The 19,109-nt window shown below is 60.9% G+C and carries 21 protein-coding genes; 7 read left to right on the forward strand and 14 right to left on the reverse strand.

The window, feature by feature from the left end:
- Positions 1-209: 209 nt before the first annotated feature.
- The gene (locus ACOERD_RS07890; RefSeq protein ID WP_419738645.1) at positions 210-389 is read left to right on the forward strand and encodes a hypothetical protein; all 180 of its coding nucleotides are present in this window, start codon (positions 210-212) and stop codon (positions 387-389) included.
- 584 nt (positions 390-973) lie between these two features.
- Here ACOERD_RS07890 and ACOERD_RS07895 read toward each other — a convergent pair.
- Positions 974-1,309, reverse strand: coding sequence for a hypothetical protein (locus ACOERD_RS07895; RefSeq protein ID WP_419738646.1), 336 nt, complete (start codon positions 1,307-1,309; stop codon positions 974-976).
- Positions 1,310-1,540: 231 nt separating this feature from the next.
- Between ACOERD_RS07895 and ACOERD_RS07900 the strand changes: the two genes are divergently transcribed.
- Positions 1,541-1,822: an HU family DNA-binding protein gene (locus ACOERD_RS07900; protein WP_419738647.1), complete on the forward strand. Its 282-nt coding sequence runs from the start codon at positions 1,541-1,543 to the stop codon at positions 1,820-1,822.
- A 173-nt stretch (positions 1,823-1,995) separates the two neighbouring features.
- Here the strand turns inward: ACOERD_RS07900 and ACOERD_RS07905 are convergent, their stop codons facing one another.
- The 12 genes from ACOERD_RS07905 to ACOERD_RS07960 form a co-directional block, all read right to left on the reverse strand.
- Positions 1,996-2,898, reverse strand: a complete 903-nt coding sequence (locus ACOERD_RS07905) for a DUF2493 domain-containing protein (RefSeq protein WP_419738648.1) — start codon at positions 2,896-2,898, stop codon at positions 1,996-1,998.
- An 842-nt stretch (positions 2,899-3,740) separates the two neighbouring features.
- Positions 3,741-4,196, reverse strand: coding sequence for a hypothetical protein (locus ACOERD_RS07910; RefSeq protein WP_419738649.1), 456 nt, complete (start codon positions 4,194-4,196; stop codon positions 3,741-3,743).
- A gap of 119 nt (positions 4,197-4,315) precedes the next feature.
- Positions 4,316-4,753, reverse strand: a complete 438-nt coding sequence (locus ACOERD_RS07915) for a DUF736 domain-containing protein (protein WP_419738650.1) — start codon at positions 4,751-4,753, stop codon at positions 4,316-4,318.
- Positions 4,754-5,092: 339 nt separating this feature from the next.
- The gene (locus tag ACOERD_RS07920; protein ID WP_419738651.1) at positions 5,093-5,527 is read right to left on the reverse strand and encodes a hypothetical protein; all 435 of its coding nucleotides are present in this window, start codon (positions 5,525-5,527) and stop codon (positions 5,093-5,095) included.
- A gap of 149 nt (positions 5,528-5,676) precedes the next feature.
- Positions 5,677-6,585 (reverse strand): ArdC family protein, encoded by a 909-nt coding sequence (locus tag ACOERD_RS07925; protein ID WP_419738652.1) that lies wholly within the window; start codon positions 6,583-6,585, stop codon positions 5,677-5,679.
- Positions 6,586-6,856: 271 nt separating this feature from the next.
- The gene (locus ACOERD_RS07930) at positions 6,857-7,066 is read right to left on the reverse strand and encodes a hypothetical protein (protein ID WP_419738653.1); all 210 of its coding nucleotides are present in this window, start codon (positions 7,064-7,066) and stop codon (positions 6,857-6,859) included.
- Between the two features lie 146 nt (positions 7,067-7,212).
- Positions 7,213-9,291: a ParB N-terminal domain-containing protein gene (locus ACOERD_RS07935; RefSeq protein ID WP_419738654.1), complete on the reverse strand. Its 2,079-nt coding sequence runs from the start codon at positions 9,289-9,291 to the stop codon at positions 7,213-7,215.
- Between the two features lie 273 nt (positions 9,292-9,564).
- On the reverse strand, positions 9,565-9,906 hold the full coding sequence (locus ACOERD_RS07940; protein ID WP_419738655.1) for a DUF2958 domain-containing protein: 342 nt from the start codon (positions 9,904-9,906) through the stop codon (positions 9,565-9,567).
- Between the two features lie 138 nt (positions 9,907-10,044).
- Positions 10,045-10,302 carry a hypothetical protein gene (locus ACOERD_RS07945; protein WP_419738656.1) on the reverse strand — a complete coding sequence of 86 codons (258 nt, stop codon included), beginning with the start codon at positions 10,300-10,302 and terminating at the stop codon, positions 10,045-10,047.
- 108 nt (positions 10,303-10,410) lie between these two features.
- Positions 10,411-10,908, reverse strand: coding sequence for a DUF6915 family protein (locus ACOERD_RS07950; protein WP_419738657.1), 498 nt, complete (start codon positions 10,906-10,908; stop codon positions 10,411-10,413).
- Position 10,909: 1 nt separating this feature from the next.
- The gene (locus ACOERD_RS07955; protein ID WP_419738658.1) at positions 10,910-11,368 is read right to left on the reverse strand and encodes a DUF6878 family protein; all 459 of its coding nucleotides are present in this window, start codon (positions 11,366-11,368) and stop codon (positions 10,910-10,912) included.
- Positions 11,369-11,830: 462 nt separating this feature from the next.
- The gene (locus ACOERD_RS07960; RefSeq protein WP_419738659.1) at positions 11,831-12,010 is read right to left on the reverse strand and encodes a hypothetical protein; all 180 of its coding nucleotides are present in this window, start codon (positions 12,008-12,010) and stop codon (positions 11,831-11,833) included.
- On the opposite strand from ACOERD_RS07960, the gene ACOERD_RS07965 reads away from it, so the two are divergent.
- Positions 12,003-13,745, forward strand: coding sequence for an IS1634 family transposase (locus ACOERD_RS07965; RefSeq protein WP_419737624.1), 1,743 nt, complete (start codon positions 12,003-12,005; stop codon positions 13,743-13,745). The genes ACOERD_RS07960 and ACOERD_RS07965 overlap by 8 nt on opposite strands.
- A gap of 107 nt (positions 13,746-13,852) precedes the next feature.
- On the opposite strand, the gene ACOERD_RS07970 is transcribed toward ACOERD_RS07965, so the two are convergent.
- Positions 13,853-14,266, reverse strand: coding sequence for a hypothetical protein (locus tag ACOERD_RS07970; RefSeq protein ID WP_419738660.1), 414 nt, complete (start codon positions 14,264-14,266; stop codon positions 13,853-13,855).
- On the opposite strand from ACOERD_RS07970, the gene ACOERD_RS07975 reads away from it, so the two are divergent.
- From ACOERD_RS07975 to ACOERD_RS07990, 4 genes are all read left to right on the forward strand, one after another.
- On the forward strand, positions 14,259-15,731 hold the full coding sequence (locus ACOERD_RS07975; protein WP_419738661.1) for an IS1634 family transposase: 1,473 nt from the start codon (positions 14,259-14,261) through the stop codon (positions 15,729-15,731). The genes ACOERD_RS07970 and ACOERD_RS07975 overlap by 8 nt on opposite strands.
- 59 nt (positions 15,732-15,790) lie before the next feature.
- Complete coding sequence (istA, locus tag ACOERD_RS07980) at positions 15,791-17,299, forward strand: IS21 family transposase (RefSeq protein ID WP_419737605.1); 1,509 nt, start codon at positions 15,791-15,793, stop codon at positions 17,297-17,299.
- The gene (gene istB, locus ACOERD_RS07985; RefSeq protein ID WP_419737606.1) at positions 17,286-18,017 is read left to right on the forward strand and encodes an IS21-like element helper ATPase IstB; all 732 of its coding nucleotides are present in this window, start codon (positions 17,286-17,288) and stop codon (positions 18,015-18,017) included. Before istA ends, istB begins: the two co-directional genes overlap by 14 nt.
- 538 nt (positions 18,018-18,555) lie before the next feature.
- Positions 18,556-18,705 carry a hypothetical protein gene (locus tag ACOERD_RS07990; RefSeq protein WP_419738662.1) on the forward strand — a complete coding sequence of 50 codons (150 nt, stop codon included), beginning with the start codon at positions 18,556-18,558 and terminating at the stop codon, positions 18,703-18,705.
- Positions 18,706-19,109: the final 404 nt, after the last annotated feature.

Below are 19,109 nucleotides of genomic sequence, written 5' to 3' on the forward strand. Positions count from 1 at the left end.
GGCAGAACAATGCTTCTGGACTACGATCCCGGGCACCATCTCACGACCGTGGAATCTGGACTGGATCACTGACTCCGGGCGCCTGACAGAAACAACAGGCGGCCTCACTGCCGCAATACCTTGAAAGGACCCTCCCCTTGCCAAAAGCCAGACCCGCACCCGACGCCCCCTCCAAGTACAAGCGCAAGGTCGGTGTCGGACACCTTCCCATGATGAAGCGCATCATCGCCCGCATCTCACAAAACGACCTGCACTGGCTGACCTCCATGGAAACTCAGGAACTCAAAGCCCTCCTCGATCTCATCCAGACCGCAAAGCTCAAACAGATCAACATCGCAACCCTGCTCGAAGAACATAATCGACACTGCACAGGACCCGACCGGGAATGAGCGTACGGGACCGCCGCGCATACCGGCACGCGAGACGCGGCGCGCGCCGGGTCGCCCTGCGCCCCGGCAATCTGCCGACCGGACCACAAAAGACACCGCCAGACCGCACCGGCAGGACACGCCCCGTCAAAAAACCGCCGCAAAACCATCACAAACAGAAATCACCCGCAAGTTGTGCGCGACATGTCCCGCCCCGGTCCAACCCCGTGATGGAACCCGGGACCCTCGGGGCCCGATCCCGCAGCGCGGGATTCAAACAACCTGAGCCACCACGACCCGTTGCTCCGATGCCCCGCCCGCGCACCCCGAAATTCCGCTCTTGGCGGCGATAGCGTTTCGCGGTAACACCCAACCTGAACTCCCCTTCGCTGGCCTGGATCCCCCAACCAGCAAGGACCTCAGCCAGGCTCTCATCGGGCCTGGCTCTTTTTTGCGACCCCGCATCCGAAGAGCGACCCCACATCCGAAGAGCGACCCCGCCCCGAAGAGGCGAGGCCGATATCACCTCAGCCGCGCGGGCCGACCCGCATCAAAGCAAAACGCCGCCCCCCGGGACGGCGCGGTCAGGACTTATCCGGCGTGGATCAATGGATGACCACCCCGGCAAGATCAGCAAGCCAGGGCAGGATCAGGACTGCAAGGATGGCACCCCCGATCCCTTTCATCCACTTCAGATCGCTCCTGACCTCTGCAATATCGGCCTGCAGCGCCGCGACATCAGCTTTCAGGTCGCTCCTGACCTCTGCAATATCGGCCTTCATGGCTGCTTCCGCCTCAGCCAGATCGCCTTTTGTGGCGAGTTCGGATGTATCGGCCGCCGTGAGGCCCTCAACGATCGCCTCAGCCAGTTTCTCATCCGCCCCCGCTTCGCGAAGCTTCTTCGAAAACGCCAGCGTGTCTATTTGCAGTGCATGTGCCATTCAGCCATCCTTTCTCTCACATATAGCCGCATTCGCGCAGCACTTCCATGCGTCTTTTCCAACCGGCAGGGGAATCGCGATGCCACGCCGCGCACCACCCCGTCGCACAAGAAACCGGGACCATGGGTCAACAGCGACCCCCGGACCCCACCCACCCCGAACGCCACCCGGTCTTGCATTGGCGCCGCGTTCCGGTTCAATGGAACCAAACCGGAAGAAGGACAGGACAGCATGACGGGATCGGAACTCTGCGCCGCACTCGGCGAGGAATACGGCTTGACCCAGAAACAGGCGCGCAAAGTGGTCGATGCAATATGCGACACAATCGCGCAAGGCCTGGCGGACGGGCAGCGCATCGAACTGCGCGGCTTCGGGAGCTTCCGCGTCAAACAGCAAGACGCATATAAAGGGCGCAACCCCCGCACCGGCGAGCCGGTAAAGGTCCCCCAAAAACATCACATCCGCTTCAAGGCCGGCAAGACCATCTTTGCGAGAGTGAACACCCCGGACTGATCCGGGCCGCGCCGCAAATTTTGACAGCGGGTGTGTGTCTGTGTAGCTATAGCTACTCCAGATGACTGGTTTTGAATTCCTCGAACCAGTGAACCACTACCTCGGCCAGGCTCTCATCGGGTCTGGCTCTTTTTTTGGGGCCCCGCCTCTCTCGAAGCGGGACCCTGTGCCCCTCAGGCGCGCGTGCCGACCCGCAGCACCCGGATGCCCTTCGCCTCGGCCTTCTCGGCGAGATTCAGCGCGATGCCCGTTGATCCGAAGATCACAACACCGCCCAGGCGTTTCGGCGTCTCAAACATCTGGTCAATCGCACGGAACCCCGCCCGCTTGCCAAACGCCCGCCAGTTCGGCTGAAACGTCACCTGCGCCACCGCGCGCGACCGCGCCCAGGCCGCCGCAATCGCATCAACACCCTTCCGGTCCCCCTTGTGATAGAGAACCAGATCAGACCCCAGACCCTGCTGAAACCGCACCCGCGTCCGATCCAGGATATCCCAGACCCGCGCGTGATCGATCCAGTCCCGCTCACCGGCCACCGCCAGGGGCAGGCCCTCGATCCGGAACCGCGCCGCCTCAGCACGCTCATCCGCCTCAAGCCAGGCCCGCGCCTCAAACACCGCACCGGTCAGGGACGCCATCCGGCCCGTCCGGCCACCCGACGGCGGCATATAGGCCCGGCCCGTCTCAACCTCGTAACAGCGCGCGGACGCCTCCGCCATCACCTCCAGACCGTCCAGCAGGTCCCGCAGCCGGTCCGCCTGGCGCTGCGCCTCCTCGATCTCCGTCTCGATCACCTCGGACCCGTCCGCCGCACGGATCAGACCCTTGAGCGTGTCCGTCACCTTTGTCAGCGCGCCAGACGTGGCCAGCCTCCGCCGATGAAACAAACTCGCAAACCCATGCGCCAACGGCTCAATCTCGCCATGCAGCCCGGTCCGCGACAGCCCGCCAACCAGCGCCTCAAACGCCTCCCGCACGATCTCGTCGCGCAACACGTCATCATTCGGGATCGGCAGATCATCCGCACGCTCCGTCAACCCAAACATCTCGATCATCTCATATGTGTCCAGCCCCATGGGGAACCCTCCTGTCAGAACCGCCACACGCACCAATGCGTGAAGCATGGCTCCCCCCCGCCAGAGCCGAATCTCTTCGGGTCAGGGACGGCGCAGCCGCCGGGCTTGCCCGGACACAAAAATTTGCGGATCGCCACGGTTGCCAAGCAATGTCCCACGTCACATACGGCAGACACCTCCACACAAGCGCATGGGAGGCCCGCAAAATTTTGTGATCCTTGAGGCGCAGTGATTCGGATGGCCAACTGCAGGTTATGCTTCCCGCCCCTCGTGTGTGTGCTCCCAACGCAGAGGCGCGCGACGCGGACAGGCAAAGGACAAAACCGGAGGACGGGGACGGATGCAGCAGCGGGCCGCCCGGCGAAGACGGGCAAGCGCAGCGAAAGCCGGCACCGACAGACGGGGGAAGGCCTGCTCGTCCGACGCGCGGCACGTCCCGGCCCGCGATACCCCTGGAACAATTTGCAACGATGGGCAGTCCCGGCAACGCCCTCAATGGGCGGGGACGGGGCTTGAAAAGGGCGCGCGCCTGGACACAAACGGAGAACGGACGCCGGCGGACGTTTCCGTTTTGTCCACAGCCGCGCGCCCTGACCTTTCCGGAGCAGGCTCGATGCCTGATCCGGGAATGCTTGCGGTGGAGCGAAAACCCTCCGGTAAAATCAGGCGCGACACATACCTCGTGATGAACCGTCCTTCAGACGGGTCTCAATGGCCCGACAGAACGACACATGCACCGACGCCGCGGCGGCGCGATCCGGGTCCCCTCAAAAGCAAAACGCCGCCCCCGGGGGAGCGGCGTTCGGTATTGGTCCGTTTCAGGGGGCGGCGCCTTCGACAGCTCACCCGCCCGCGATCGGAAAGACCCGGTTCAAAATCTCGAAGAACGCGAAAATCGCAACCATGATCCCACCCAGCCGAACCGTCATCTTCAAAATGACCCGCTCTTCAAGCGCTTCAATCTTCGCGGTCAGCGTCTCTTCGACGTGATCAATCTTCGCGGTCAGCGTCTCTTCGACGTGATCAATCTTCGCGGTCAGCGTCTCTTCGACGTGATCAATCTTCGCGGTCAGCGTCTCTTCGACGTGATCAATCTTCGCGGTCAGCGTGTCTTCAACACGCTGGATATCGGCCCCGAGCACTTGCTTTGCCTGCGCAAGATCCTCCTTCGTCGCCACATTGCCCACGAAATTTTCGTGCAACACCACAGCCACACCTTCCGCCTGCTTCTCAGGCATCCCGAATTCTTTCTGCAAGCGCCTTGCAACGCTCATCGTGTCAAACGCGGCCATCGGCATCCCGTCTCTCCTTCCAGCTCAATCTAGTCATTCTCCGCCCGCCACGCCAGTGATTTGCGCGAACGGGCATGTCCCAAACCCGGCGCGGCCCAGCCACCGGCCGGACCACACCACGTCGTTCACGCTGCCGACTGCACATTGCTCAGCGGAATGATCCGGTACGTGCCCGGCTCGGCGCGTTCGTCAACCACCGCATTCACCCGCACCGGCGCCTGGTTCGGCAGGTTCAGCACCAGTGACAGGTACTCGTTACCCGCCCGGCTGCGCATCGCCCAGGCCGACCCCACCCGGATCACCCGCCCCTTCGGCGAGCGCGCCTCGATTACATAATCGGGATGCGCATCCAAGGACTTGTACCCGTTGGGCACCAGCGCGATCTCCACATCCATGTCCACCGAGGCCACATGACCCGTCCAGGCATCATCCCCATCCATCTTCGTCAATTCACCACAATACATCTCTTTGCTGTCCTTTCCCTGGTTGCAAACGGTCGAACCACACCGACCCATCCCGATCACCACGATCAGGATCACCCCTGACCAAAAGCTTTCTTTCACTCCCCCCGCTCATCCGACGCGCGACACGTCCCGGCCCGCGATACCCCTGAACACCGCGCAACGATGGTCACGGGCAGGGCGCGATGCCCGGGCCGGGACCCCCTCTGCACGCAGTCACAACAGGATGTGCAATCGATGCAGACACGACATCCCGCGTGATGAGCCGTCGTTCAGACGGGCCTCAATGGCCCGGCAGAACGACACATGCACCGACGGCGCACCCCGCGCGAAACCCCGCTTGACCAACGCAGCCGCCAGAAGAACAGGGCCGCCCGGAACTCCTCCAAAGCAAAAACGCCGCCCCGGGGGAGCGGCGTTCAAAAGACGGGCGTGCAATGCTCAGCCGCCAAAGACTTGCGCAAGCTCCCTGAGTAACGGAAGAACAAGGACCGCCACAATCACACCGCCGATCAATTTGATCCATTTCAGATCATTCGAGATCGGCGCAAGTTGCGCTTCAACCTTTGCATCCAGCGCCTCGATCTTCGCCGTCAGCGTCTCTTCGACGTGATCAATCTTCGCCGTCAGCGTCTCTTCGACGTGATCAATCTTCGTATCCAGCGCCTCGATCTTCGCCGTCAGCGTGTCTTCAACACGTTGGATATCGGCCCCGAGCAATTGCTTTGCCTGCGCAAGATCCTCCTTCGTCGCCACGTTGCCCACCAGGTGGCGGTGGATCATCACCGCAGCGCCCTCGGCCTGCTTCGGCTCATAGCCAAAGTCGCGCTCAAGCTCCCGCGCGATCGTCAATGTATCAAATGCCGGTTCAGCCATGCCGTCTCTCCTTCCAGCTCAATCTAGGTCCTAAATCCCCACAGCGCCAGTGGGTCAAACGCAGCAGGGGGACGCTGTGGCCCGGCAACCAACCGGGCCCCGCACATGGGGAACCGGCGTCACGATGGCAACTTGGGGGGGTCGAGATGTCACGAGGCCAGCAGCGCCGGGTCCTCCAGCAGACCGCCCCGCGCAATCAGCCAGTCGCTCGCCGCCTGCGCCGCCGAGGCCGCCCGCATCACGGCGCGGGCATCCGAGCGCAGCACCCGGGTCCACGCCTCAAGATAGGCCGCGTTCTGCTCAAAGCGCGGCTCAACCCCCAGCTGCGCCCCGACCATGGCAGAGCCCAGCTCCGCCACAACTTCTTCCTGGCAATAATCCGCATCCCCGAACGCCGTGCCGAAACGCCGCTTCAGCCGGGTCCGATGACCTGTTGCGTGGGCCGCTTCATGCAGCAAGGTGCCCGCATGGCCCGCACCATCCCCGAAATTCTCCGCCGGGGGCATATGGATCACATCGCGGGCGATGTCGTAATACGCCCGGGGTTCGCCTGTCACCTCCAGCGCAATCCCCGTGCGCGCCAGCCAGGCCAGCACCGCCGGGTCAGACCGTGTTCCGAATGAGCGCGGCGGGGTGGGTGCCGCGTAGAACGACGCGTCCAGCCCGTCGATCTGTTCGACATGGAACACGCGGTATGCGCGCATGAAGCGGCGCACCTCGTCCTCTTCCCGCTCGCCGGTGCGCGCATCCACCGCGCCTTGCGTCACATGGCGGCCCATCTTCACCACACGCGTGCTCTTCTCACCCTTGCGCACCTGGCCCCCCAGCTTTGTCGCCTGGGCGTAGGTCATCCAGGTGCGCGCGCGATAGCCCTGCGCCACCATCTTCTGCCACAAGAGCACCACGTTCACGCCGCGATAAGCCTCCCCCGTCACCCGCAAGGGTAGCGCGGGTGTGCCACCGGCGTCCCAGGGCTTGCGCCAGGGCACCACCCCCGCCTCAAGATGATCGAGGATCGTTTGCGTCACCTCCTTGTAAAGATCGAACGTGCCAGACATCGGAGACCTCCTGTTCAGAATGAAAATTCACCCGAACACCAGCCCTCTCCTTCTTTTCTGGCCCGCCCCATCCGCCGCAAACCCCCTCCGGTGATATGCAGGACCGCTGCGCCACCCCCGTCCCGACACAGGAAAAGACGCATCCCTAAACACAGGGCCAAAACACAGGGCCAAAACAGCAAGGTGACACACACCCGCGATGTGGCCCGAACAGGCGCAGGCGTCCGAATGCGGCCAGAGAGACAGGATCAGATCGACAGGGTCAGGGACCTCAATCCGCGCGGGAAAGACACGGGCGGGTATAGACACTCAGAATGGTCAGGGCCTGCCCCGGATAGGCCCGTGCCAGGCGGCGCTCGGCCGCCACCTGGTCCGGGGCCGAAATCAGATGCGTGATCTTGCGCCCATACGGGGTCAGGAAGCTCACCACGAAGCGGCGCGGCTCAGAACGGGTGGAGGGATCAGGGGCCGGGTACACCATACACCCGCTCTACCCGATCTCACCTTCCGCGCAAAGCCACATCAGAAAAAGCCGCCCCCGCGCACGCGGGAACGACCCCTACCATCTCACATTACAATCTCATGGGGGACCCCTTGATCCGCCACGTGATCCGCCACGATACGTCTTCAGGCAACCCTGATCACCTCGATGCGCGCAGAGCCATCGGCAAGCGGAACCGAATTGGCGGCCTTGACCATCTCCGCCAGGTCATCGGGCGGCGCACTATCTGCGGCCCCGCGATCACTGTCATCGTCACGCCCCGCCGCAACAGCGCCCTTCGCCTCATCTTCAAGAGGCGCATGCGCCATCAGATCCGGTGCCCAGCTCGTCACTGCCTGCAACTGGCTGTCGGTCAATGTGGCAAACGGCGCGGCAAAGAGCTTGACCATATACTCGACGAGATTGGACTTCTTGCCGCTCTGGTAGACCTTCGCCTCGCTCACCAGCCCGACATCGCGCAGAATGTCCAGCAGGTCCGGCTTGGTCAGCCGCTTGAGGAACGCCGCATCCGGCACCCAGGCATCGCGGATATTCGGCAGCGCCGCGCGCTCGACCGTCTCGCGCAGGGCGTCCTGCAACCCCGGCACCGTGCGCGGCGCCAGTGTCTGCGCCACCGCATAGGCCAGAAGCGCATCGCGGGCCGGGGCAGACAACCCACGGAACGCGGCAAAGCTCTCCGCGCCCGGCAAGTCCAGCCAGTCCGTTTCCAGACCCGCCGCAACCGCCGCAAACCCGCTCTCGATCTGCGCAAGACTGCCGTCTGCCTCCGTCGGCCCATAGCTGGCCACCGAGGCGCGGATCGTGGTGCTGTTAGCGGTATATCCACCGCCGCCACAGACGCCGCGGATCAGCAGGAACGCGGCATAATCACGCGCCAATGCAGGGTATTGTGCCAGGGCCAGACCCATGGCCCGGGTCCGCACATGCGCCATCTCATCCGCCAGCTTGCCCGAGATCTTCGGACCAGCGTCCGCACCCGCACTGTCCCCCGTTGCTGAGGGCGTCTTTGGGCCCTCTTCAGCGGGCCTGTCCTCGGGCCGCACCATGCCGGGCATCATCCGCACCCCGCCATGCTGCCAGAGCGCGATCACGCCAGCCAGCGCCGCATCCGCTTCGGACCAGGCCGTGGTCAACCCGTCTATCTGCGCCTGCAGCGTCTCGCGTTCGGCTTCCAGACGGTCCTTCTCGTCCCAGTCCTCGGCCGTCTCATAGGCTTCGGCCAGTTCATCCAGCTTTGCGGTGAGCGCATCCACCTGCGCCTGTGCCGCCTCATCCAGATCCACCACCTGCGGATAGACCCGGTCATAAGCCTCAAATGCATCCCAGCCCGGCTCGATGCGATGCTCGGCCCAGGCAAAGCCCAGGCGCGCACGTTCCTCTTCCGCCAGATCGTCCAGCTGCTGCGCAAGGATCTTCTGCACCAGCCCCGGATCGCTCAGCACGCTGTCTTCCTCAATCAGGTCCGGCGCAATCACCCCGTCCGCCTTGCGATAGGCCTCCAGCACGAACGCCCCGAGCGCATCGCCCTGGCGCACACCCCGCGCGCCCAGGGCGCGTTTCACCTGCCAGGGCTCAACACGGACCCCCTCACCCGACAGGGCGGCAAACACATCCATCTGCACCGCCGGGTCAGGATGGGCCGCAAAGGCCCTCAGCGTCTCCAGCGACAGCTGCCCCGCCCGGTGGGCGGCGCGAATATCCCCCGCGACCTGCCCGATCCGCAGCGTCTCGCGCACGCTGCGCTCCCCCAGCCCGAACATCCGTGCAATCGCCGCAATGTCCAAACCATCCGCATCCCGGAGCGCCGCGAACGCCTCATAGCGGTCAAGCGCGCCCATCGGCAACACCATCTCGTTTTCCGACAGCGACAGCGCCGCCGTCGCAGGCGCATCCTCCGGCACCACGTGACAAGCAATCTTCGTCCTGTTGGTAAAGCCTTTCGCGGCCTTGTCCGCCGCCAGCAGCTTCAGCGCTGCCAGACGCCGCCCTCCGGCCAGTACGCCGTAACCGGCCGTTCCCTCTCCGCGCCCCAGCTTCTGCACCAGCAAGGGCTGCAACAGCCCCACCGCGCAGATATTGGCCGCAAGCGCCGCAACGGATGTCTCCGTATAGGCCGTCTCATTGTGTGCCCGCACATTACCCGGGTGCAGCGCCAGCTGGCCCAGCGGGATATCTGCAGGCGTGTATGTGATCATCTTCGTCATCGGTCTTCCTTTCGATGAAGTCCCGATCCGATCGCCCGAGTGAACTCCTTTCACCCAAACCCGGATCACAAAAATCCAGCCGCCTACTCAAACTTTCGTCGAAGCGGCGGCGGCATAAGACAGGGTTGGAGAAGAGTACACACGGGTTAAATCGAGCGAGGGATCAGGGACAGGCATCCGGGGTGTTCGTTAGCGTGTTCGTTGGCAAACCATCACAACGAGAGCAATGGGCGCAGGCCGTCGACGACCTGCGCCCGTCCCTATCAGGCAGCGTCAGGCGGCGATATGGCCCTTCTCGCGCGCCTCCGAGGCATAATCGCTCAGCGACATGTGCGCCGTGAAATACACATCCCGCTCCACCGGCAATCCCAACGCACCCCGCACCGCAGCGATCTCGTGCAACGATACAGCCCCGATCTCGGGATATCCCAGATCGCATAAGCCCCAGGCAATATCCGGCGCGTCCGGTTCCACCCAGGCCAGAAGCCATGTCGCATGCGCATCCGGGGTAAACAGCTTCAGCACAGGCCAGACGCTGGTGGAGATGTCGTCTTCCATCATCCTGCGCCCGTTCGCCAGCAGCACGTCCATCTGTTCCTTCGTAACCAGTTCCATCGGTTTTCCTTTCAGGCTTTCCGATCCCTCAAATGGGATCACCCTGAAAAGAAGCCTGCTCCTTCTCCCGGACATGACATCGCGGCCCGGCGCGACACTGCCATTCTGGCGTATCTGCCGACGATCCGCGCAGGCCGTTCAGGCGGTCTCGGCCTCGGCCAGCAGGTCCACAACATGGGACGTGCCAGACGGGTCGATGCAGCCAAAGACCACCGCCGTATTTGCAGGATCACGGTCGCGCATGATCAGCAGCGCCTGAGCCGCTGCCGCGACAGCGCTCTCCGCCTCAATGTCGATCTCCCAGGACACCCGCCAGCTGCGCGCCGAGCCTGCGTTTGGCCCTGTGCTTGTCGCGAGCTTTGGCTGTGGCTGTATCGGTGTTTTCGCATCTGACATCATCTCAATCCTTTCTCTGCAATCCCCTGGTCATGATCACAGGGCAACGGGCCGTCTCTCCTCACCGGAAAAGGCGACCCGTTTTTGAGCAGAGCGATAAGTTGATGTTTAGCCCGGTGTAGTCGCCGGTATCGCGTCCCTCTCGTCGCGGTCCATATCACTGGCCAGCCGCTGCGCCTGGCAGGCCAGCCAGTCCTGAAACCCCAGCACCGTCTGACCCGCCGCCACCGCCGCGCGCCAGTCGCCCTGCGGGTCCACACTCACAGGCTCCACGTCCGGCAGAATCACCCCGTTGACCATCCATGGCTCCACAGGGATGCCGCGCAACCAGTCCGAGACCGATGGAATGCGGCGGCAGTCCTCACGCACATGCTGCTCGGCGATGAACCGCACCGGAACGGGGCGGCCATCGCTGTTGATGATCGACCGGCCAAAGACGCGCTGCGCCTCGAAGATGCCGAAGGAATGATGCCGCAAAGCCCTGTGTATGGGCCGCGCCTCATGGGCCTTGGACGCATCCATCCAGTCATGAATGGCATGGTAATCCGATGCCCGGCCCCCGAACTTGCGGGCCGAGCTTTCGGAGTGATGATCGGGATGGGCCATGTCAGATGTCCTCGTGGCTGTATTCATTGCGCGCGGTGTAGAGCTCGGCGTGCGCCACATCAATGCGGTCTTCCACCACATTCCAGATCAGTGCGCCCTCGCCGCCATCATTGATCTCGAAGCCGGGATGCAAATCATGGGCCATCCCCCAGATGAAATCCTCAAGCCGGTTCTCAAGACCGCCAAGGGTCACACCAACCGGCGTCACCGCGATGCCTTGCACATTGCCGCTATCGGCATAGCCGTCATATTGGCCTTCGATCTCCTGAACACCCAACGCCCGCAGCGCGGCCAGCAACTCAGCGCGCACGACCCTCAGCCTCTCGCGCGTCTTCTCGCGTTCCGCTTCCCATCTGGCATTGATCTTTGCCCAGTCTGGCGCTTTGGGGATTATCACCTCGGTGGTCCCGGTGGCTTTGACCTCGCCTTTGGGCTGTCTCTGGTGGCGTTCGGATGTCATCACAGTCTCCTTCCATCTCAGTCAATGACACCCGGACCCGAAGTCCTCTTTGCTTTGATGCGCACCGCAGACCACAAGCGCACCATTGGGGGGACGCGGTGACGGGAGAGGACGTCGGAAAAACGCACCCTCAGATGCGCCACGCCCTCCCGGTCATGTCACAAGACCCATCCCCTCTGCGCAGACAAGGCTGTCAGCGCAGAGTGCGATTCGGCAAAGCCCTCGGTGCCACACAAAACGCGGGGATAACGGGGGATAACGGGGGCCCTACCACAGGGCGCTGGACCGCACCGGGAGGGGCTGCTATCGCGGGACAGCTTTCAAAAAGGAGCAACCGCCCGATGTCACAGCCGGACCTGATCCTGAACAGACCCTTTCAGGAAGACTTCAGCGCCGCCCCCGCACCCTGCGCCGCACTGGGCCTTGCAGAAATCAATGGCCACCGCCTCGGGCTGGTTGCCCTCAAGCCGGACCGGGACATCCCCGCCCCGGTGTTTCCTGACTTCCGACCTTTTTGTTGATCTGACTGGGTTTTTGGTTTGTTTTCAGGTGTGGTTGCTCAGAGGCGCGTTGTAGTGCCCCATTATTATAAAAAGTATTGACATGGGCCTTCAGATGGCTAACCTCTTCGCCCATGTTCATCCGCACCAAACATGACGCAAAGCTCAACCGCACACGGATCCAGATCGTTGAATCCGTCCGCACCGGCTCCAAGGTACGCCAGAAGATCCTGCGCCATGTGGGTGTGGCCCATAACGACAGCGAGATTGAGGATATCAAGCGTCTGGCGGGCCGCTTGATGGAGCAATTACGCATTGATCGCTCGCCGCAAATGGAACTGTTCACGCCCACGGAATATGCCGATCTGCAGGCGCTGGTGCGCCGCGCTCCGCGGCCGGACAAGCTTGGCGTTGATCTTGCCGAGTGCCGTGAGGAGGCGCGGGTCTCTCTGGGTCTGCGGGATGTCATGGGGACGATGTATGACCAACTGGGTTGGGGGGCCCTTCTGGGGGCGGCGCGTAAAAGTGCCAATCGCATTGTGAAAGAGCTGGTTATGGCGCGGATCGCACAGCCCGAGAGCAAGCGCGCGACCGTGGAGGCGTTGGAGAACCAGGCAGGCATCACGCTCAATCTGGACGTGGTCTATCGGAGCATGGATTACATCAATACGCCGGTGATAGACGGGATTTGCAAAACCTCTCACGCGGCGGCAGAGAAGTTGCTGGGCGGGCCAGTGACCGTGCTGTTCTACGATTGCACGACCCTGGCCTTTGACACCGAGCGCGAGGACCCGGCCGAGGATGCGGACGGGGTCGAGCAGGATCATCTTCTGGCCAAGGGCTTCAGCAAGGATGGCAAGCATCACCGCGCTCAGGTCATGCTGGCGCTGATCGTCACCTCCGATGGGCTGCCTGTGGGCTATGAACTCTTCCCGGGAAACACCTGGGAAGGTCATACGCTGGAAGCTGCGCTGAAGGCGTTGGAGGGACGCTTCGACGTGGCCAGGGTCACGTTCGTGGCCGATGCCGCCATGCTCAGCAAGGACAACCAGCAGATGTTGCAGAACAAGGGTCTGCCCTACATCCTCGGCTATCGCATGAAGTCCGCCCCGGCCGCCGTGAAGGCGAACATTTTGAGCCCGGAGGGACGCCAGCCTTGGGCTGGACACGGTTCTGAAGAGGCAACCGAGAAGGGCTGGTACAAGGTGATCGACCAGGAGGGAGCGCGGGTCATTGTGACCTGGTCACCCACCCGGGCACGCAATGATGCCCACAAGCGCGACAAGGCAATCGAAAAGCTGCACAAGAAGCTCAAGCGCTCTCGCAAACCCGGCAGCTTCAGCAGCCGGGGATATGGCCGCTTCCTGGCCTTCCCCGACAGCGGGGACGTCACGCTGGATGATGCAAAGATCAAGGCAGCGGCACAATGGGACGGGCTGCATGCCATTGTTGTTCATGGTGCGGACGAACTGGAGGCACAGGACGTCATTGCCCGCTATCACCAGTTGTGGGAGATCGAAGCCTGCTTCCGCACCAACAAGCACGATCTGAAAATCCGGCCCATCTATCACTGGTCGCCGCGTCGGGTCCGGGCCCATATCGCCATCTGCTACATGGCCTTCTGCTGCCTGCAGCACCTGCGCAAGCATCTGGACCTGCTCGGACACCCGATGAGCCCGGCTCGTATCCGCAACGAGTTGAACGCATTGCAGCTCTCGATCCTGCGCCACAAAGGCACCCCTGACCGCTACGGCATGCCAAGCCATGCCACGGTCGATGCCAGACGCATCCTCACCTGCGTCGGCCTGACCTGGAACGAAGCCCCTTTCAAGATACCCCCCGGGCGCACCCGAAAAACTGGCCAGACCAAAGCCTGAGCTCCCTCAACACTCCGAAACAATCGCTGGCGAAAAAAGTCCGTGTAGTGCCTTTTGGCAACCAAGGCATAATAATATCAATGACTTATACGAAAAAATGTCGGAAGTCAGGACCCTTTCAGGAAGACTTCAGCGCCGCCCCCGCACCCTGCGCCGCACTGGGCCTTGCAGAAATCAATGGCCACCGCCTCGGGCTGGTTGCCCTCAAGCCGGACCGGGACATCCCCGCCCCGGTGTTTCAGAAGGGCATGGCCTTCGGACACGGGCTCCTGGGAACGGGGCGCACCGTGCTCTGCCAGTTCGGGTTCCATTTCTATGATTTCGCCTGCTTTACCACGCTGATCAACCCGGCAAACCCGGTCATGCGCCCGATCCTCCTGACTTCCGACCTTTTTGTTGATCTGACTGGGTTTTTGGTTTGTTTTCAGGTGTGGTTGCTCAGAGGCGCGTTGTAGTGCCCCATTATTATAAAAAGTATTGACATGGGCCTTCAGATGGCTAACCTCTTCGCCCATGTTCATCCGCACCAAACATGACGCAAAGCTCAACCGCACACGGATCCAGATCGTTGAATCCGTCCGCACCGGCTCCAAGGTACGCCAGAAGATCCTGCGCCATGTGGGTGTGGCCCATAACGACAGCGAGATTGAGGATATCAAGCGTCTGGCGGGCCGCTTGATGGAGCAATTACGCATTGATCGCTCGCCGCAAATGGAACTGTTCACGCCCACGGAATATGCCGATCTGCAGGCGCTGGTGCGCCGCGCTCCGCGGCCGGACAAGCTTGGCGTTGATCTTGCCGAGTGCCGTGAGGAGGCGCGGGTCTCTCTGGGTCTGCGGGATGTCATGGGGACGATGTATGACCAACTGGGTTGGGGGGCCCTTCTGGGGGCGGCGCGTAAAAGTGCCAATCGCATTGTGAAAGAGCTGGTTATGGCGCGGATCGCACAGCCCGAGAGCAAGCGCGCGACCGTGGAGGCGTTGGAGAACCAGGCAGGCATCACGCTCAATCTGGACGTGGTCTATCGGAGCATGGATTACATCAATACGCCGGTGATAGACGGGATTTGCAAAACCTCTCACGCGGCGGCAGAGAAGTTGCTGGGCGGGCCAGTGACCGTGCTGTTCTACGATTGCACGACCCTGGCCTTTGACACCGAGCGCGAGGACCCGGCCGAGGATGCGGACGGGGTCGAGCAGGATCATCTTCTGGCCAAGGGCTTCAGCAAGGATGGCAAGCATCACCGCGCTCAGGTCATGCTGGCGCTGATCGTCACCTCCGATGGGCTGCCTGTGGGCTATGAACTCTTCCCGGGAAACACCTGGGAAGGTCATACGCTGGAAGCTGCGCTGAAGGCGTTGGAGGGACGCTTCGACGTGGCCAGGGTCACGTTCGTGGCCGATGCCGCCATGCTCAGCAAGGACAACCAGCAGATGTTGCAGAACAAGGGTCTGCCCTACATCCTCGGCTATCGCATGAAGTCCGCCCCGGCCGCCGTGAAGGCGAACATTTTGAGCCCGGAGGGACGCCAGCCTTGGGCTGGACACGGTTCTGAAGAGGCAACCGAGAAGGGCTGGTACAAGGTGATCGACCAGGAGGGAGCGCGGGTCATTGTGACCTGGTCACCCACCCGGGCACGCAATGATGCCCACAAGCGCGACAAGGCAATCGAAAAGCTGCACAAGAAGCTCAAGCGCTCTCGCAAACCCGGCAGCTTCAGCAGCCGGGGATATGGCCGCTTCCTGGCCTTCCCCGACAGCGGGGACGTCACGCTGGATGATGCAAAGATCAAGGCAGCGGCACAATGGGACGGGCTGCATGCCATTGTTGTTCATGGTGCGGACGAACTGGAGGCACAGGACGTCATTGCCCGCTATCACCAGTTGTGGGAGATCGAAGCCTGCTTCCGCACCAACAAGCACGATCTGTGTAGAAAAGCGTGCAATTTTGACCCCCTAAGCGGGGAAATCGGCGTCCAAATTTGACCCCTCCCTATGGTTGTAGACATCCTTTTCATTGAGCAGTCGATGGAGAGGCAAGCGGGATGATTTGCGTGGAAACTATTAGAAAAGTGCGTCGCTTACACCTGATCGAAAAAAAGAGCATCAAGGAAATTTGCCGTTCGCTCAATTTGAGCCGTGCAACGGTTCGAAAGATAATCCGATCGGGAGTGACGGAGTTCAAATATGAGCGCAAATCGCAGCCATACCCGGTGCTCGGGCCTTGGCGCGCGCGTCTGGATGAAACGCTTGAGGAGAACGAGGCGCTTCCGAAGAAACACCGCAAGCGGATGACCAAAATCTGGAAGGAACTCTCCGATGATGGTTTTGGCGGCGGGTATGACAGTGTTCGACGCTACACAAAGAATTGGCGCATTGCGCACGGCCGACAACAGGCGCAGGCGTTCATCCCGCTGATCTTTGATCCTGGGGAGGCGTACCAGTTCGACTGGAGTGTGGAGACGGTTTTGATGGACGGTGCACTCACGACCGTGAAGGTTGCCCATTTCAAACTTTGCCATAGCCGCATGCCATTCTCCATTGCCTATCCGCGCGAGACGCAGGAGATGGTCTTTGATGCCCACGACGAGGCCTTCAAATTCTTTGGTGGAGGCTGCATCAACGGGATCTACGATAACATGACGACCGCCGTCGATGCGATCCTGTCGGGCAAGGAAAGAAAGTTCAACAAGGCATTCTCCCGGATGTGTTCTCATCATCTGGTGAACCCGATCGCCTGTACGCGCGCGGCCGGTTGGGAGAAGGGTCAGGTTGAGAATCTGGTCAAGGAGAGCCGCGCCTATAGTTTTACACCGCGTCTGGAGGTGGCCGACTTCGATGAATTGAATGCCCGGCTGCAAAAAGACGCGATCAAACGCGCAAAAGAACTGCGGCATCCGGAAAACCTGGAGGTGACGGTCTGGGAGGAGTTCCAGCAGGAAAAGCCGCTGCTGACGCATCTGCAGAAGCCCTTCGTCGGGTTCCGTGAAAAGACGGTCGCCGTGAGCCGAACCTGCCTGATCAACTTCGAAAGAAACAAATACAGCGTTGAGGCAAGAGCTGTTGGACGTCAGGTCCAGTTGCAGGTCTACGCCACGCGGATTGTCCTGCGCCAAGACGGTGAGATTGTCGGAGAGCACGAACGGTGCTTCGGCCGAGGAAAAACGATCTTCAACCCTTGGCACTATGTGCCCGTCCTCAAGCGCAAGCCTGGCGCTCTGCGCAATGGAGCACCGTTCCGTGACTGGGACCTACCACCGGCAATGACGCAGATCTGGACCCATCTGCGGGGCACATCCGACGGAGACCGGCAACTTGCCGATATTCTTTTCGCTGCTTACCAGCACGACATTGATGTGGTCGAGGCTGCCTGCGAAGAAGCTCTAAAATCTGGCCTGCGCAAGGCCGATGCGATCCTGAACATTGTCTCTCGGCGCACCAATCCCCCGCCGCCAAAGGCGATTGAGCCGCCTGCCCACCTGCAGCTGAAAATGGCACCGATCGCGGATTGCGCTCGCTATGACAGGCTTGGAGGCTCCCATGCAACTGCGTAAGGAAATTCTCGAACTTGCCCGTCAACTGAAGTTGCCAGGCATCGTCAACTGCTTTGACGAAGTGATGCAGGCCGCAGCCAAAAACAACTGGCGGCCCCAACAGGTCGTGGCCGAACTCCTCACGGCCGAACTGGCCGAAAAGACTGCGCGCTCGATCCGGTATCAGATGGGTGCCGCAAAGTTCCCGGTCTGCAAGTCCTTACCTGAGTTCGACTTCACGGTCAGCCCCGTCAACGAGGAAGTCGTGCGCAATCTTCATGACGGCGATTTTATGGACCAGGCCAGGAATGGCGTGCTGGTCGGTGGAACCGGATCGGGCAAAACGCATCTCGCAACAGCGATCGGGGGCCACGCGGTCAATAACCGCCGGCGGGTCAGGTTCTTCAGCGCTGTGGATCTCGCGAACAAGCTGGAGGCTGAACATCGCGAAGGCAACGCCGGGCGGCTCAGCGAGCAGCTGATCCGCGTCGACCTCGTGATTATAGACGAACTCGGTTATCTGCCGTTCGCAGAGTCTGGTGGACGATTACTCTTCCATCTCATCAGCAAACTGTACGAGCGAACGTCTATTCTGCTAACAACCAACCTCGCATTTGCTGAATGGCCGAGTGTGTTCACAGATGCCAAAATGACCACTGCTCTCCTGGATCGACTGACACACCATTGCGATATCATCGAAACCGGGAACGAAAGCTGGCGAATTAACCACCGCGACTAACCTCGAAATCGGGGAATAAATTCAAAACAGACAGCAGGTCAAACCTTCAGTCGAGCTACGCTCTCTTTTCGGTTTGACCTGCTGTCCACCCCCTCCTGAATCAACCTAAACACGACCCCCTCAACGCCCCTCTTAGCTCCAAGGGGGGTCAAATTTGGACGCCGATGGGGGGTCATTATTCAATGCCGATTGACAGTCAAACGCCGCAATGCGTCTGCCTGAGTCAACTCGCGCCCTTTCCATCGCACCTAACCAACGCGAAAGCGACACCCACTCGTTCCGTCGTGGTGCCCTACTAGGCGTCTAAACCATCTGCTTATCTACGAGAGAATTGTGAAAAAGAAAGTAAATCACGCGCGCTAAATGGAATGCCTGTAGCTTGGATTGAAGCCGTGGTTTGCGCCCTTTTGTCTAAACCCAATTAAGTGGAATGGCGGTAGCGAACATCCGGCCTGTAGGAGTTCGCAAGTCTTCAAACTGAGTCGGCTGCACGGTGTCGACAACACCCCAAATCAAGTTAACACGCGTCAGCGAAAACATGACCAACAAGGAATCTGTCAGTGTAGTGCAAATTTTTGCCCGTTGTCAGGCAATTGAAAATCGAGACTTTGACGAAAAGGATGATGCCAGTGTCACGGAAATGATGAAGCGACGCCTGATCGAAGGCAGGAACGTAGGCATAGAGTAGTATGACGTTATCACCAAAACGGCGAGTATTAATTCGAATAGTGCGGCCGGGGCAAAGCGCGCATCTTACTTACCTCGTAGTCGACAATCACCTCTGCACAAAGGCTTCGAAGTTCCATTTTTGCTCATAGTCAGAAAAAATGCCCTAGCCGCTCCTCCAAACGATGCCAAGCAACGAGGCCCTTGGAAAAAATCTGTTTGTCGACCCCTCATCTATGATCCACAACTCCTCCTCAAGTACTTCCAGAGAATGGCTTCTTAAGTCCATACAAAAGCCGAAAGGCATGTGGGTCGCAAGGCAAACTCGCTTCTAAACTACTTGTTGTGGATCAAATAAAGAAATTGTCCCGCGCCAAGTGAATCCTAAAATCCCCAAACAATTACTGCGTTTTTCAAATTTTCACA

Origin of the sequence: Ruegeria sp., assembly GCF_965199275.1 — a bacterium.
In the GTDB taxonomy this organism is placed as follows: Bacteria; Pseudomonadota; Alphaproteobacteria; order Rhodobacterales; family Rhodobacteraceae; genus Ruegeria.